We start from the raw sequence: 14,980 nt of genomic DNA, 5'->3' as shown, positions 1-14,980 counted from the left end.
CCGCTCATACCCATCGACGTTACGACGCGCGCCGACACCCCGTTTGTTCCCGGCCGATCCCCGCTACCCGCTTGGCCCTGTCGGTACCCGCGGCTATTGTCGCCGCATGACAACGCAGGGGGATTTCACACGCAAGTACCGTCAGCTCCGGCACGACGTCGACGACGTCTACGAACAGATCGACACCTTCCGCGCGGAGGTGAACGAACAGATCGACACATTCCGCGCGGAGGTGAACGAACGGTTCGAAGGTGTCGATGCCCGGCTCGAAGTTGTCGATACCCGACTTGAAGGTGTCGATGCCCGGCTCGAGGTCGTTGATACCCGGCTGGAAGGCATCGATACCCGGCTGGAAGGCATCGATACCCGGCTGGAAGGTGTCGATACCCGGCTGGAAGGCGTAGATACCCGGCTCCGCCAGATCGAGCACAGCGTTACCGAGATGCTCGGGCTGTTGCGTGGTGGGCGGCGGAGCCGTCCGGCCCTGGGGGCCGGTGGTATCGGATCAGAGGTCGCGGGTGCGCAAGGTCCACCAGCCGGCGCCCGTGATGCCGAGGGTCCACAGGAGTAGGACGACGACGGCGGCCGGGGTCGGGGCCAGGATGTCGCTGTCGGTGAAGGAACCGACGGCGACGGTCGCGATGGTGGCCGACCCGGGGAGCAGGGTGGCCAGGCCGCCGAGGCCGAGTGCGTTGGCGACGATCCAGATCAGGGGTTCGGCGATCAGGAGCCAGCCGAGCAGCAGAACAATCGCTCCCGTCGATTGCCGCAGCAGTATCGCCAGCCCGGTGCCGATCAATGACCAGCAGACCGCGGCGAGCAGACCGCCGCCGAGAACGGTGATCAGGCGCATGCCGAACTCGGATTCGGCGCCGCCGAATCCGAGCAGGCAGGCGAGTCCGACGAGTTCGACCACGAATGTCGTCGCCAGTGCGATACCGGCGGTGACCAGTAGTTTCGCCGCTACCAGCCGGTCCCGGTCGGTGGTGAACAACGCGGTCGCGGATATCGATTGATACCGGTACTCGGCGCCCGCGCCCGCCGCGCCGAAGGCCGCCGCCGCCAGGATCGCCGCCGCGATGCCCAGGTAGAGCCCGATGGAGGCGGCTCCGGTCGCCGGATTCGAGTTCGGGTCGGAGGGGCCGGACACGAGGGAGGTGACCGTACTCGCCACCAGCGTGATGGCGACCAGCGCGATGGCCAGCAGCAGATTCGACCGGAGGGCGCCGACCTTGCGCACCTCCGAGGTGACGGCCGGGACCAGATCCGGGGGCAGGATGGTGATCATCGTGGAATCCCGTAGGGCGTCGGCTGCTGCGGTGTGGCGGCAGCGTGGGGCAGATGCGGGCCGGGCGGTGCGAACGCAGACTGCGGTGTACGCGGTTTGGTCAGCGACGCCAGCACCCGATCCGGGTGGATCGGATCGGGCGTCACGCTGTCCAACCGCACCCCCGCGGTCCGTGCGGCATCGTGGATTTGCGACTCGGTCGCCTCCGCCACCGCCAGCCGTCCGTCCGACCGGATCACCGCGTCGGTGAATCCGCGTGCGGCCAGCACGGTGGCCAGCGCCACCGGCGTGGATGCCGCGACCACCAACCGGTCCGGATGTCCGCGCCGCAGCTTCGCGGGGGTGCCCTGGTAGACCACCGAGCCCTCACTCAGCACGATGAGGTTGTCGACCATCGGCACCACCGCGGCCAGTGAGGTGCTCGACAGCAGGACGGTTCCACCGCGCCGGGTATGTCTGCGCAGAAAGTCTTGTAGCCAACCGCGTTCCGCACCGTCGAGCCCCTCGGTCGGCTCGTCCAGGATCAGCAGCGGCGGATCGGCGAGTAGCGCGGTCGCCAGCGCCAGCCGGGTCTGTTGCCCCGCGCTCAGCGCACCGGCCTTGGTGGTGGCGTGGTCCCGCAGATTCACCGATTCGAGCAGTTCGTCGACGCGTTCGTCGGGGACCCGCGCCGCCGCGGCGTAAATGAGCAGATGATCGCGCGCCGTCCGGGCCGGATGCAGCCCGCGCGGGGTCGACATGCCGCCGACGGGCGCGCCGCCGCCGATACCCGCCACCGCGCCCGGGCTGCCCACCGCGGCGGTGCCGGTGGTGGGTCGCACCAGTCTGAGCAGGATGCGCAGGACCGTGGTCTTCCCGGCGCCCGCGGGGCCGACCAGGGCGACGCTGGTGCCCGACGTGACGGTGAAGCTCACGTCCTGCACGGCGCAGACCTGGTCGTAGTACTTGCTCAACCCGCGAACGGCGAAGGCGGGCCGCGCTGACGTCACCGCGGGCCCGCGGGATGCTGCGGCGTGGCCGGGTCGATCGCGGTGAGCGGATTCGCCTCCACGATCAGATGCCGACCTGCGGGCCATGTCACCGGTGCGGGCCCGAATGCCTTGTGCGCGTTGACGATCGTGGTCTTGCCCAGCGCCCGGTTGCCGACGCCGCCGATCACCGCGCCGATGCCCATCGGAATCACCTTGCCTGCCATCAGCGCCATCCGCTTGGTCAGGAACCGGATGATGAACCGCTTCATCAGCGAATCGTTCATGCTCGACAGGCCGGGGATGCGGGTGGCGAGCAGCGTGCCCCAGTTCTTCGCCGAATGTCCGACCGACTTCTCGACGATCTCCATACCCGCGTCGCCGAGCACCACCGCGATCACCAGTGCGCGCCGCTGCTCCTTGGCCTCCGGGGCGATACCGTGCACCGCGGCGATGGCGAGCGTGTACAGCGCCGAGGCCTCCATGAAGAACACGGTTTCCGCGGTGATGGTGGCCAGTGAGGCGACGGTGCCGACGCCCGGCATGGCCGCGGTCGCGCCCGCCGCCGTGCCGCTGCCGGTGACGGCGAGCAGGTACAGCCGTTCCAGCCGGGCAATGATCTGCGCCGGTGTTTCGTCGGGGTGGGAGCGCCGGATCAGATCGATGTATTTGGCCACGGCGGGCGCCTGTAGCTTCGACCCGTTCTCGAGCAGCGCGACCACGGTCTTCTCGAACGCGCTATGCCTCATCGGCAACACCCCTTAGTCTCAGCCGTCGCTGGCAGAACTCTATGGCACCGAACCGTCGTCGGCCCAACACGGCAACGAACCGTGCCGGACGATCGGTTCCCCGCCTCAGGCGGGTATACCCGCCTGAGGCGCGAGTATCGCGGGCACCCGTTCCGACAGCGGCGGGGGCGGGGGCGGGGTGCCATCGCCGAAGGGTCTGCCGCCCAGCGCCTCACGGCCGTGCGGGGTCAGCCAGTTGGCCAGATCCGGGCCCGATGGCACGATTCCGGCCGGATTGATGTCGGTGTGCACCACGTAGTAATGGGTCTTGATCTGCCCGAAGTCGATGGTGTCGCCGAATCCGGGGGTCTGGTAGAGGTCGCGGGCGTATGCCCACAGCACCGGCATTTCGGTGAGCTTGCTCCGATTGCATTTGAAGTGCCCGTGATAGACGGGGTCGAAGCGCACCAGTGTGGTGAACAGCCGCACATCGGCCTCGGTGATGGTGTCGCCGACCAGGTAGCGCTGTCCGGTCAGCCGCTCGGTCAGGTCATCCAACCGGGCGAAGAGCCGATCGTGAGCCGCCTCGTAGGCGCCCTGGCTACCCGCGAAGCCACAGCGGTAGACACCGTTGTTGACATCGCGGAAGACCGCCAGGTTCACCTCGTCGATCTCGGCGCGCAGCGCCTCGGGGTACAGCCGCGGTGCGCCGGGCCGGTGGTAGGCGCTCCATTCGGTGGAGAAGTCGAGGGTCATCTGCGCGTAGTCGTTGGTGACCACCTGTCCGGTCGCCACATCGACAATGGCGGGCACCGTGATGCCGCGCGGATAATCCGGGAACCTGGCCAGGTATGCGTCACGCAGCCGGTGGATGCCGAGTACCGGGTCGACCCCGTCCGGATCCAGATCGAAGGTCCAGCTCTGCTTGTCGTGGGTGGGCCCGCAGAGCCCGAGCGAGAGCACATCCTCCAGCCCGAGCAGTCTGCGCACGATGAGGGTGCGGTTGGCCCACGGGCAGGCACGCGCGGCGACCAATCGGTACCGGCCCGGCTCGACCGGATAGCCGTCGTGGCCGTCGGCCGTGATCCGGGTGGTGATGTAGTTCGTGTCGCGCTTGAACTCACCGGCCTCGACATAGGAACCGGTTTCGGATACCGACTTCGTCACTCGGACAGTTTCGCAGACGCGAGTCCTAGGCTGGCCGGCATGAGTGAATCGAAGGTCACCCGGCTGGAACGTGAAATCACCGAGGGCGGCGCGGAGGTGGCGATCCTCACGCTGGCCAATCCGCCGCTGAACCTCTTCGACCAGACGATGTTCGACGCCCTGGTCGCCGATATCACGGAGCTGGCCGCGCGGCCGCCGCGCGCGCTGCTGCTGCGGGCCGAAGGCAAAGTGGTTTCCGGCGGTGTCGACGTGCACGTCTTCGACGGTTTGTCGGTGGAGCAGGGCGCCGAGCTGTGGCGCACGCTGTTCGCCCAGATCATCCATCCGCTGGAGGCGCTACCGTGCCCGGTGGTCTTCGCCGCGCACGGACTGACCCTGACCGCCGCCTTCGAGATCGCGCTGGCCTGCGACATCATCCTGGCCGCGCCGAAGGCAAAGTTCGGCCTGGTGGAGACGGTGGTCGGGCTGACCCCGTCGATGGGCGGACCGCAGCGGCTGGCCGAGCGGGCCGGATCCGGCCGGGCCCGCGAATTCGTGATGACCGGCGATCTCTACGATGCCGCGACCATGGCGGAGTGGGGCGTGGTGAACGCCGTGCACGACGATGTGGACACTGCCGCACGGGAACTCACCCGGCGGCTGGCGCAGGGGCCGACCAGGGCGCACGCCGCGACCAAACAGATCGTCGCGGCCTGGCGTTCCGGCGGTGTCGCCCATGCGGATTCGGTGACCCCGCAGGTTTCCGGGATGTTGTTCGACACCGACGATCTGCGCGGCGCCGTGCGCAGTTTTCTGGAGGTCGGACCGGGAAAGGCGACCTACGCCGGGCGGTGATCGGTGTTGCCAACCGGACACGGATGTTCGCTATCCCAGCGAAATTGTGATCCGCGTCATATAGTCGCAGGTGCCTGCTGGCTCGAGGCACCCGCGGAGGACGAATGTCGCAGCAGTTATTGGTCGAATACCCCCTGATGCGTCCGCCTGCGTGCGACAACCCGCTGGCCCGTGGCGCCGACGGTGTGCTCCGCTACGGCAACCTGACCCCGGCGCTCACCGAACTGCTCGATCTGCAGGTGCATGCCTTCTCCGGGCGGGAGGCGGTGGTGGAGATCGGCGGCCCCCGGCTCACCTACCGGGAGCTGTGGCACTCCGCCTCGCGCATCGCGGGCGGATTGCAGGAGCACGGCATCGGCTATGGCGACCGGGTCGCGATCCATATGCCCGCCGGCCTCCGCTGGGTGCAGGCGTTTCTCGGCGCCCTGCTCAGCGGCGCCGTGCCGGTGCTGGTGCACGACGGGCTGCCCAGTGCGGTGGCCGAGCGGGTGATCGTGGACAGCAGTGCGGATTTCGTCCTCGATGCGCGGGCGGGCGGCGAGCTGCCGGACGGGGCCGCCTTCATCGATGACGGTGCGGCACTGAATGATCTGGCGCTGCTCTGCTACACCAGTGGCGCGACGTCGAGTCCGGTGTGTGCCGACGCGACCCCCAAGGGGGTCGAGCTGACCAACGAAAATCTGCTGTCCGCAATCCGTTCCGTGGTCGGGGCGCTGGATCTGCCCACCGACGGCCTGCGCAATCTGGTGCTTCTTCCGCTCGCCCATGCCAGCGGCTGTGTCGATCAGCTGCTGCCCACCTTCGCGGTCGGCGGCACCGTCGTGCTCGCCCCCGATACCCGAAGACTCGCGGAAGGTATTGCGGCCGAACGGGTCGACATGGTTTCGGCGACACCGCGCATCTTCGCCCGGCTGCTGCCGGAACTGGCCGCGCTGAGACCGGACGGGCTACGCACCGAAGGGGTCTCCCGGATCAGTAGTGCGGGGCATCGTGCCGAACGGGCCGCGGCCCCGACCGGCCCCGCGGATCCGGCCGTCACCCTGCGCGAGATGTTCCCGGTCGCCAGGCAGTGGTCGGTCTGGGGTGCGACCGAAACCAGTGGGATCGGGCTCGCGGTGGACGACGCGGCGGCCGACGCGGACGCGCGCGTTCTCGGATTCCCTTTCGGCGGTACCGAATTGGCGCTGTTCGGGCCGGGGGCCGAGGCCGGGCACGGCGAACTGCTCTGTCGCGGACCGAATGTCACCCGCCGGTACTGGAATGATCCCGAGGCGACCGCCGACCGCTTCACCGGCTCCTGGTTCCACACCGGCGATCAGGTGACCATCGACGCCGACGGTTTGGTCCGCCACGATCGCGCCGGATAGTTCCGGGATTCCTTCGAACAGCGCCGAACTCGCTCGAATACGGTCGCGCTGGCTCGAATGCGGTGGGTACTCGCCCGAATACGGCTGGTGCTCAGCATCGTTCGATTACCCGGGTCGCATCAATCGATTACTCCAGCATCCGCTCGCGCAGTCGCGCCCGCAGGTCGGGTGTGAGACCGATCGTGGCCAGATAGGTCTCGAAGTCACCGTGCAGTGCCCTCACCGCATCCGTCGCCACCTGCATGTACTGCTCCCGGACTCCCAGCAGATCCTCCGAAAGATCTTCGCCGGCAGTGAGTTTCGGCGCCATCATGGCGCGCAACGCGGGGACCGCCGCATTGCTGAGCATGAAGTCGGCCAAGATATCGCCCTCGATGACGCCCACCGACCGCAGCAAGGTCGCCACGGCCCAGCCGGTCCTGTCCTTACCCGCGGCGCAGTGCACGAGTACCGCGCCCTCGCCGCGCACTACCGACTCGGCCAGCGCCGCGATCGCAAGGTGTGCCTCGGGGAGCGCGGGGAAGTGCCGGTAGACCTCGAGCATGTGGGCCAGTGCGGACTCGGTCTGGGCCTTGTGCGGCGGCGCCGCGCCCATCCGGGAGTCGAAGGGGGTGACGTTCAACCTGATCCCGTCGGGCAGGTTGTCGTGGCCGATGTGGTCGATCTCCCGCAGTCCGCGCAGGTCGTGCACGTCGGTGACGCCGAGTTCGCGCAGGGTGGCGTGGCCCTGTGCGGTCAGACCGCTGAGCTGGGCCGAACGCAGCAGCACACCGGGGCGGACCTTCGCACCGTCGACGGTGCGCAGCCCGCCGGTATCACGGAAGTTGAAGGTGCCGGGGATGAAGAACTGATCAGCGGGTGGCGGGAGGGTCACCGATCCAGGCTATCGGTCCGTCGATGTACCGACGGTGTCGTTCCCGGATCGAACGGTGAACGTCCCGGTGACCGATTTGCGAGGTTCATTGCTGTGATCTGCCACACACGAATGGGGGCTTGTCGTCTCTCCCCGTACAGTGGTTCGCGGTGTCTCTCGCGCCGAGGGTTGACGAGATCGACACCGAGAACATGGATTCCGGGGGCGACGGACGGTCGCAAAGCGATTCCGTTTGGGTAACAAAACATTCTTTCAGTCTGAAAATACCCATTGAACCCGTTCTTAAACCCTGAAAACCCTCTACCATTGATGAACGTTGGACCGGGCAGCCCGAGGATCTCACTGGGGAGATTCGTGGGAGTGGTCGCAATGTTCAGCGAGTCGCGCCGAAGTATGCGCGCGAGTTCTTTCGCCGAGGGAGTCGTCGTTGAGCGCACGTGGAGAGATAGCAGAGGCTCGGTTACGGCCGACGATCTGCGATGCGGTCGAGAAGGCGGCCGCCTCGCTCGATTTCGCCGGGATACGAGCCCTGCGGGTGCTGCTACATGCCGGGGTCAGTGCGTACTGGCCACTGGTCAAGGCGGCGCCGACCAAGCAGGTTCGGGCTTACGAAGCGACCGTGCAGACGCTCCGTGAACGCTGGGATGAGCAGCCCGATTGTGTGCCGGACCCGACTAGCGTCGCGGCATTCCGCGAGATCGATACCGAGGTCGCGTCGTTCCTGCATCTGTGTGCCGCTCGATCGGGTACGCAGTGGCTGGAGCCGGTCGATTCGATCGCCGCCTATGTGGTGTCCGTGCTCCAGGGCACGGTCCTGCGTTGGCTCGCCGACTGCAATGACGAGACCACCCTGGTCGTGCTGGACGACCTGGTCAGCGGTCTGACCACCCGGGCCGTCGAGGTCTGATTACGCAAAAACTGGACGCCTGACCAGTTTGGTGGTTGAGTTGTCCTGGTGACATCGCCGATTGCCGGACTGCACGCGGCCACCGCCGAGCTGGATCCGCCGCTGGCCGCCCTCGACCTGACCGCGCTGCGGGCCAATGCCGCCGATCTGGTGCGCCGGGCCAATGGGGTGCCCTTGCGGGTGGCGAGCAAATCCGTACGCTGCCGCGCCGTCCTCGAAGAGGTGCTCGGATCCGAGCTGACCGAACAGGGCGGCTTCGCGGGCATCATGTCCTACTCCTTGCGCGAGGCCATCTGGCTGACCCGCCGCGGCGCCCGCGACATCCTGCTCGGCTATCCGACCGCCGATCGCGCCGCGCTCGCCGAACTCGCCGCCGATGACACGTTGCTGCGGTCCATCACCCTCATGGTCGACGATGTCGACCAGCTCACGCTGATTCGCGCCGCGGTCGGTACCGATCGGGTGCGCCCGCGGATCTGTGTGGATGTCGACGCGTCGCTGCGCGTCGGCCCGCTGCACCTCGGGGTCCGTCGCTCGCCCGTGCGCACCCCGGATCAAGCTGCGGCACTTGCCCGTTCGGCCCTCGACCGGGGCTTCGAGGTGGTCGGTGTGATGACCTACGAAGCGCAGATCGCGGGTCTGCCGGATAGCAATATCGCGATCCGGCTGCTGAAGAAGGCCTCGGCGGCCGAGATCACCAAGCGCCGCAAGCAGGTGCTCGACGCGGTCGGTTCGGTGGCGGGCAAGCTGGAGATCGTCAATAGCGGCGGTTCGGGCTCGATCGAGGTCAGTATCACCGATCCCGATGTCACCGAGGTGACCGCGGGCTCGGGCCTGTACGTGCCGACCCTGTTCGACAACTACCGCGCGTTCACCCCGCGCCCGGCTCTGTTCTTCGCCACCCCCGTGCTGCGCAAGCCGACCCCGTCCATCGCCACCGTCTTCGCGGGCGGCTACATCGCCTCCGGTCCGGCCGGCCCCTCCCGGGTTCCGAAACCGGTGTGGCCCAGCGAGGTGAAGCTGATCGGCGCCGAGGGCGCGGGCGAGGTGCAGACCCCGCTGGCCGCCGCCGCGGGCCTGCGTATCGGCGATCGGGTCTGGTTCCGGCACGCCAAGGCGGGCGAGCTCTGCGAGCGCTTCGATCGGATCCACCTCGTCGACGGCGACGGCGTGCGCACCACGGTGCCCACCTACCGCGGTGAGGGCGTCTGCTTCGGCTGACGGTCGGCCCGCCGTTTCCGACCGTCGGCGGATTCGGTTCCGCCACCCACTATTTCGGCGGAGCTTGCCGGGTGATTGATCCTTCGCCGCTATTCAGCGCAGGGCCAGTGGGGTCTCGGATTCGATGCGGGTCAGTTTCTGTGGGTTGCGGACGAAGTAGAGCCCGTTGATGCGGTCGTTCTCGACATGGAACGCCATGACTCCGTCTATCTCGTCGTCCAAGCGGAAAACCAGCGCCGGGCTGCCGTTCAGCATCATCTGGTGGACGGTGATCGTGGCGTCGGTCCTGCCGATGCCGCCGAGGATGTAGCGGACCACGTTCTCGGCGCCGGTGACCGGGCGCAGCGCTGCCCGCTTGACGCCGCCGCCATCGCTGACCAGGACGACCTCGGGTGCGAGCACATCCAGCAGCGCCTGCGGGTCTCCGGATTCGAGGGCGTGCCGGAACGACTCCAGAGCCGCCCGGGTCTCGCCGGCCGAGACCACCGACCGCGGGCGGCGGGCATCGACGTGTCGGCGGGCACGATGCGCGATCTGGCGAACGGCTGCCGGGGTTTTGTCGACGGCGGCGGCGATCTCGTCGTAGCCGATATCGAATACCTCGCGCAGTACGAACACGGCGCGTTCGGTCGGTGACAGCGTCTCGAGGACAAGCATCAGCGCAATCGACATGCTCTCGGCGAGCTCGATGCCAGCGGCCGCATCCGGTGCGGTGAGCAGCGGCTCGGGCAGCCACGGGCCGACATAGGATTCCTTGCGGCGGCTTATGGTGCGCACGCGGTTGAGCGACTGCCGGGTCGTGATGCGGACCAGGTAGGCGCGCCTGTCGCTCACTTGTCCCAGGTCGACCTTGTTCCACCGCAGCCAGGTTTCCTGCAGGACGTCTTCGGCGTCGGCTGCCGATCCGAGCATCTCGTAGGCGACGGTGAACAACAGATTGCGATGGGTGAGGAATGCCTCGGTCGCTGGGTCGGTGGCACGGTCGCTCACATCCCGGCCGCTCTCCTCCGCGAGCGGCGCTGGTGGCCGATGGCCTTCACGCGGTGGTGTATTCACTGCAGTGTCTCCTTCGATTCACAAGGGTTCGGCCACCAGACACCGCGTGACCGATCGCTGTGACAGGAGCATGAAGTAGATCACTCCACAGGTGAGGCGACCTCTGGTCCCGGTGGCGCACATCACGTCCGGTGGGGTGTCACACCCTCAGGGCCGGCGGTGTCTGATGCCCGACCAGTTACACCATCGCCTGCGCCTCAGGAGAAGCTCATGAACCTCGCCCTCTGGATCGTTGCCGGACTGCTTGCCGCCCTCTCCCTGTTCGGTGGCGCCACCAAAGCGTTCATGCCCAAGGACAGGCTGGACGAATTGGGCGCGAAGTCCGGTGGGGGATGGACGGAGCACGCAAGCGCCGGTTTCGTCAGGACTCTCGGGGGCCTCGAGATCCTGGCCGCGGCTGGTCTGATCCTGCCCGCCGCGCTCGACATCGCACCGGTGATGGTGCCCGTGACCGCCGTCTGCTGGATTCTGCTGATGATCGGCGCGATGATCACCCACGCCCGCTACGAACAGTACAAATACGTCGCGCTGAATCTGGTCTACCTCGCGATGGCCGCCTACGTGGCCTGGGGCCGCTTCGGCCCCGAATCCTTCACTGTCTGATTCGGCTGAGGCGCCGTCCGGTCGCGCGGCTGGTGAACCCGCCGCCGGTCAGCTCAGATGCAGGAAGCCGGCCAGGTCGGACAGTTCGTCCGTGGTGGCGGGCAGGTATTCGGTGAGCAGCGTGGAGCGGATGATGACGGCCTTCCACATGGCCCGGCACAGGGCCGCGTGGATCAGGCTGCGCGACAGCAGGAACGGCATGCCGTACGGCGCGTCGGCGGGGGTGGAGGTGGTCATCGAGAGCAGGACCACCGCCGCCTCGCGGCCGCGGAAGCGGTCGGGGGTGCCGACCAGGACATCTTCGATCTTGGCGCGGGCCAGCATGGTGCGGATGCGGCCGACCTGCGCGCCGTAGGGCGCGACCACGAAGATGTCGTGCGGGTGCAGACGACGGGTCACCGCGCCCACCGTCCATGAGGCCCCGAGCAGGGTCCGCACCCGGCGGACCACCTCGCGCGCCTCGGCCACCGATTCGGTGGTATTGCCGTGATGGTCGATGAGCACGGTCTCGACACCGGGCGGTACCCCGTCGAGTTGTCTTGCGAGCGTGACGGTTTCGTTGGAGCGAAGTCGGTTGTCGTAGCAGAGCCGGGAGATCGGCTCGCACACTTTCGGGTGCATCCGCCAGGTCCGGTCCAGGAAATAGCCGCGCTCGGCGGGAAGTGTGCCGCGCCCCTCGGTGAGCCAGCCGAGCACCGACTCGCCGATCGGCGCCGGATGCGCGGCGCGGACCGCCGTCGGCACCGGATCGCCGAGCAGCAGCAGATTTCGCGCGCTCAGCCCGACCGTGATCAGCTCGGCCAGCGGAAAACATCCGGCGTCGGCGATCACCAGCAGATCGAGCGTGTCCTGCGGGATCAGCTCCTCGTTCGCGAAATCCGCCGGGATCCCGCCGATGACGCAGCCGTTGACGGCATTGTCCAGGAAGCGCCGATACCGGCTGCCGTCGATCACGGCCCAGTCCGGGGCGACCGCTTCGACGTCCTTCTTGGCGACCAGCTCCGGCAGTACGCCGATCTCCACGACGGCGTCCAGCATGTTCTCGATGATCGAATGGGACTGCGCGACCACGCCGATCCGCCATTTGTGCCGGGTCACCAGCCGTTCGATCACCCGGGCCGCGGTGGAGGTCTTGCCGGTGCCCGACGGCCCCTGCACCGCGATATACGAGTGGTCCAGATCGCGCATCGCGGCGGTGATAGCGGCCGCGTGATCGCCGTGTACCTCCGGCAGTCCCGACCCGCGGCGAAGCCGGGGCGGGCGGCGTGTCAGTACGTCGAAGATCGCGTCGGAGGGGATCTCGGGCAGCGTCACCAACAGTTGCTGGGCGGCGAATTCCACGGTGCTCTCGGCGTTCTCGTCCCAGCCGGGTAGTCCGGGCGCGATCGCGGTCGGCAGATCGTCGTAGGGATCGCAGCCCGCGGGCAGCAGTTCCTCCAGCCGGACGGTGTCGTCGAAATCGGCGTCCACCGAGCAGCCGAGCACTGTCGCGGTGGCGGTCGCGCGCCTGCCGACCGCGGTGACCATGCCCGCGGCGACCGGGTGGTCGTAGAAGGTGTAGACGGTGGTCCCCGGCGTCAGCGTCGTGCCCGCCCCCGCGCTCCAACCGGTGCCGATGCGCCCGGTCAGGGTGATGTAGCGGCGCATCGTCGGCCGGTTCAGGCTGTGATGCCATTTGGTGTCGACCGTGCCCCAAGCCGTGACGAGTACCCCCGGCGCCTCGGCCCATTCGTCCACCGGATGGCTGAGGCGGTCGGCGTGCGCCCACCACAACGGCTGCCGTTCGCGCCGGTGAAAGCCGAGTGCGGCGGCCATCAGCGCGGCGGGATGCGGGGTCGGCCCCGCCGCCGTATCACCGCGTGCCGCGGCTTCGTCCTGTGTCGCCGCGAATTCGGCGAGTGCCGCCTCGACCGAGGACGGCCGCGGCGATGGAACGACCGCCGCCTCTTCCGGACTCGGCACCATACACCACGAGCTGGCCCGCTCCAGGGTCACCGCCTGCGGGTCGATGCGCTGCTCGGCGGCGCGGTCGAGCAGCCAGTCGCGCAACCGCAGCACCATGACGCAGTCGCGTTCGGCCCGATCGGAATGCCGCGCGCCCGGGAACAATTCGCGCAGCGTGCCCAGCGCATAGGATCGCTCGCCGACGATCAGCGCATTGCGCACGATCGGATACAGGTCCACCAGCACACCGTCGCAGAGCAATTCGTCGACGAGCTCCTCGCCGACACCGTGCCCGCCGGTGCAGCGCAGCAGCGCCGCCCGCACCCCGGAGGTGTAGTAGTAGACGCGCATATCGGGGTACATCCGGCGTCGCTGGGCCAGGTACTCGACAACCTCCTGTAGGGCGCGGCGTTGCGCGGCGGCCGCGGCCGCGGACCCGCCGGGGAGCCGGAACGACCGGTGCACGGTGCCAGGTCCGCCCACCTCGAGCAGCAGCGGCCGACCAGGTGTGTCGTCCAGTGTGAGTGAGAGATCGCCGGGGGAGGGCGGTGGCAGCGCGCCGAGCGCGATCGGATCGATCAGGGTGTGCGCAGGCGTCCCGGAATGTTCACTGCGGAGCTGTATCTCGGCCTGTCGCCGCAGCGCCGCGAAGGTGCGCGGCGAAACGCCCGGCACCGCGGTCTCGGTGCTCGCCAGACGGTCGATGGTGCCGATCCCGGCCTCGCGCAGCCGGGCCCGGGCCGGACTGCCCAGCCCAGCGACCAGCAGCAGGTCGCGCGCGGCGGTCAGGGCGGCAAGGCAGGTCGGGCAGTGCCCGCAGGCGATGAAGCGCGGGTCGCCCCATTGCACCGGTAGCAATTCGCTGAGCTTCTCGTCCACGATCCGCTCCAGTCGGCGTCTGCGCGCCTGGTATACCGGGACGAGATCGGCCAGGGTCTGCTCGGAAGCGTTGTTGCCCAGATGCAGTCGGACCAGGGGTGCGGTGAGGGCGCCGCTGTTGTCCAGGGCCTCGGCGCAGGCCGCGAGTTCGAGGGCGGCGCCGACCGATTCCGGCTGGCTCGGCGCGGTGCCGTGCACGGTGTAGCGGACCCGATGACCCGCGCGCACCAGAAAGTCGCAGGAGCAGGCGAATCGGCCATCGAAGAAGGTGGCATTGTGGATCACGTGCACGCCCGCGCGCAGTGCCGTGACGGTCTCGGTGTGCGCGGCGTGCAGCGCGGCGATCCGGGCCGCCGGATCGTCGGGTTCGGTATGCGGCCGGTGCACCTCGACCATGGCGCTGCCGAACCGATCCCGGAAGTCCGCGAGCCTGCGAGTGCGCGAGTCGTCGAAACCGGTGGTGGGTGCGATGGAATCTCTCTCGCGCGCGGACTCTGTCGTAGGTCCGATATTGCCGAGTTCGGTGTCGAGGGCATGCAGCAGCGCAAACTCACAGTGCGCCGCTGATACGAGATCCGCGGCGCTACCAACGACACGATCACCGAACACGAACAAACGCGGCCCTCCTGTGTCTTCGCGGGACACCGCCGCCGGCTATCGCCTCCTGTGTGCAACCGGACGGCAACACCTTAGAGCATGTCGAACAACTCGCATCCGAGTGGTCGGCATAGCCCTTCCCGAGCGTCGCCGACGCACATCGCGGATGCGGTGAGAACGACGGTTCCCGCTGCAACCGGGCGGGTTTCACCAGCAGATATTCGCTGGTCATTGCCTTTTCCATCGGCGGGCCTCGGTAACCCGGCGCGCTTCGCGGTCAGGGAGGCCGGACAGACAATTGTGTGCTTCGCCCTGAGCTGCGGTGTTGGCGGCCGCATTCGGATCGTGGTCGATCAGCGTCCCGCATTCGCGGACGAAATCCGTCCGACAATATCGGCTGCTGGTTCACAAGGCCGCGTCTTACTCGACGGGTACCCACGCTCCGCTACTCGAGCAATCTCCTGGCGATCATTTTTTCGGCGACCGAGTACGCCGACCGTCCGCGATCGACCCCAACCCAGCCGTTCCCGTTCTCGTCGCCACATAG

13 protein-coding genes are annotated in these 14,980 nt (G+C 68.0%); 5 read left to right on the top strand and 8 right to left on the bottom strand.

Annotated elements, in window-relative coordinates; translation table 11 throughout:
* Positions 1–19: 19 nt before the first annotated feature.
* From AB0H61_RS16905 to AB0H61_RS16885, 5 genes are all read right to left on the bottom strand, one after another.
* Complete coding sequence (locus AB0H61_RS16905; RefSeq protein WP_357304875.1) at positions 20–430, bottom strand: hypothetical protein; 411 nt, start codon at positions 428–430, stop codon at positions 20–22.
* A gap of 75 nt (positions 431–505) precedes the next feature.
* A complete protein-coding gene (locus AB0H61_RS16900) occupies positions 506–1,288 on the bottom strand; it encodes an ABC transporter permease (protein WP_357304872.1) in 783 nt (260 codons plus the stop codon).
* Positions 1,285–2,277, bottom strand: coding sequence for an ATP-binding cassette domain-containing protein (locus tag AB0H61_RS16895; protein ID WP_357304868.1), 993 nt, complete (start codon positions 2,275–2,277; stop codon positions 1,285–1,287). Before AB0H61_RS16895 ends, AB0H61_RS16900 begins: the two co-directional genes overlap by 4 nt.
* Positions 2,274–3,005: a hypothetical protein gene (locus tag AB0H61_RS16890; RefSeq protein ID WP_357304865.1), complete on the bottom strand. Its 732-nt coding sequence runs from the start codon at positions 3,003–3,005 to the stop codon at positions 2,274–2,276. The genes AB0H61_RS16895 and AB0H61_RS16890 overlap by 4 nt, the downstream gene beginning before the upstream one ends.
* 105 nt (positions 3,006–3,110) lie before the next feature.
* The gene (locus AB0H61_RS16885) at positions 3,111–4,151 is read right to left on the bottom strand and encodes a glutathione S-transferase C-terminal domain-containing protein (RefSeq protein WP_357304863.1); all 1,041 of its coding nucleotides are present in this window, start codon (positions 4,149–4,151) and stop codon (positions 3,111–3,113) included.
* 39 nt (positions 4,152–4,190) lie between these two features.
* On the opposite strand from AB0H61_RS16885, the gene AB0H61_RS16880 reads away from it, so the two are divergent.
* Both AB0H61_RS16880 and AB0H61_RS16875 read left to right on the top strand, forming a co-directional pair.
* Entirely contained in the window at positions 4,191–4,985 is a 795-nt protein-coding gene (locus AB0H61_RS16880; RefSeq protein WP_357304860.1) for an enoyl-CoA hydratase/isomerase family protein, read from the top strand.
* Positions 4,986–5,089: 104 nt separating this feature from the next.
* Positions 5,090–6,352, top strand: coding sequence for a long-chain fatty acid--CoA ligase (locus tag AB0H61_RS16875; protein WP_357304858.1), 1,263 nt, complete (start codon positions 5,090–5,092; stop codon positions 6,350–6,352).
* Between the two features lie 127 nt (positions 6,353–6,479).
* Here AB0H61_RS16875 and AB0H61_RS16870 read toward each other — a convergent pair whose 3' ends face one another.
* Positions 6,480–7,226, bottom strand: a complete 747-nt coding sequence (locus AB0H61_RS16870) for a tyrosine-protein phosphatase (protein WP_357304855.1) — start codon at positions 7,224–7,226, stop codon at positions 6,480–6,482.
* Positions 7,227–7,653: 427 nt separating this feature from the next.
* Between AB0H61_RS16870 and AB0H61_RS16865 the strand changes: the two genes are divergently transcribed.
* A complete protein-coding gene (locus tag AB0H61_RS16865; RefSeq protein WP_357304852.1) occupies positions 7,654–8,133 on the top strand; it encodes a TetR family transcriptional regulator in 480 nt (159 codons plus the stop codon).
* 48 nt (positions 8,134–8,181) lie between these two features.
* Positions 8,182–9,354 carry an amino acid deaminase/aldolase gene (locus AB0H61_RS16860; RefSeq protein WP_357304849.1) on the top strand — a complete coding sequence of 391 codons (1,173 nt, stop codon included), beginning with the start codon at positions 8,182–8,184 and terminating at the stop codon, positions 9,352–9,354.
* A 93-nt stretch (positions 9,355–9,447) separates the two neighbouring features.
* Here AB0H61_RS16860 and AB0H61_RS16855 read toward each other — a convergent pair whose 3' ends face one another.
* Positions 9,448–10,344, bottom strand: a complete 897-nt coding sequence (locus tag AB0H61_RS16855; RefSeq protein WP_357305213.1) for an RNA polymerase sigma-70 factor — start codon at positions 10,342–10,344, stop codon at positions 9,448–9,450.
* A gap of 276 nt (positions 10,345–10,620) precedes the next feature.
* On the opposite strand from AB0H61_RS16855, the gene AB0H61_RS16850 reads away from it, so the two are divergent.
* Positions 10,621–11,013, top strand: coding sequence for a DoxX family protein (locus AB0H61_RS16850; protein WP_357304846.1), 393 nt, complete (start codon positions 10,621–10,623; stop codon positions 11,011–11,013).
* Positions 11,014–11,061: 48 nt separating this feature from the next.
* Here the strand turns inward: AB0H61_RS16850 and AB0H61_RS16845 are convergent, their stop codons facing one another.
* Positions 11,062–14,445 carry an AAA domain-containing protein gene (locus tag AB0H61_RS16845; protein ID WP_357304843.1) on the bottom strand — a complete coding sequence of 1,128 codons (3,384 nt, stop codon included), beginning with the start codon at positions 14,443–14,445 and terminating at the stop codon, positions 11,062–11,064.
* Positions 14,446–14,980 lie beyond the last annotated feature (535 nt).

It is taken from the genome of Nocardia sp. NPDC050710 (assembly GCF_040654375.1).
In the GTDB taxonomy this organism is placed as follows: domain Bacteria; phylum Actinomycetota; class Actinomycetes; order Mycobacteriales; family Mycobacteriaceae; genus Nocardia.
The sequence above is the reverse complement of the archived record's forward strand: the minus strand, read 5'-3'. Positions and strand labels throughout refer to the sequence as shown.

Bases quoted from the DNA above. Each gene is read 5' to 3' on its own strand.
- AB0H61_RS16900 (WP_357304872.1), bottom strand. From the start codon at position 1,288: ATGATCACCATCCTGCCCCCGGATCTGGTCCCGGCCGTCACCTCGGAG.
- AB0H61_RS16890 (WP_357304865.1), bottom strand. From the start codon at position 3,005: ATGAGGCATAGCGCGTTCGAGAAGACCGTGGTCGCGCTGCTCGAGAAC.
- AB0H61_RS16880 (WP_357304860.1), top strand. From the start codon at position 4,191: ATGAGTGAATCGAAGGTCACCCGGCTGGAACGTGAAATCACCGAGGGC.
- AB0H61_RS16875 (WP_357304858.1), top strand. From the start codon at position 5,090: ATGTCGCAGCAGTTATTGGTCGAATACCCCCTGATGCGTCCGCCTGCG.
- AB0H61_RS16850 (WP_357304846.1), top strand. From the start codon at position 10,621: ATGAACCTCGCCCTCTGGATCGTTGCCGGACTGCTTGCCGCCCTCTCC.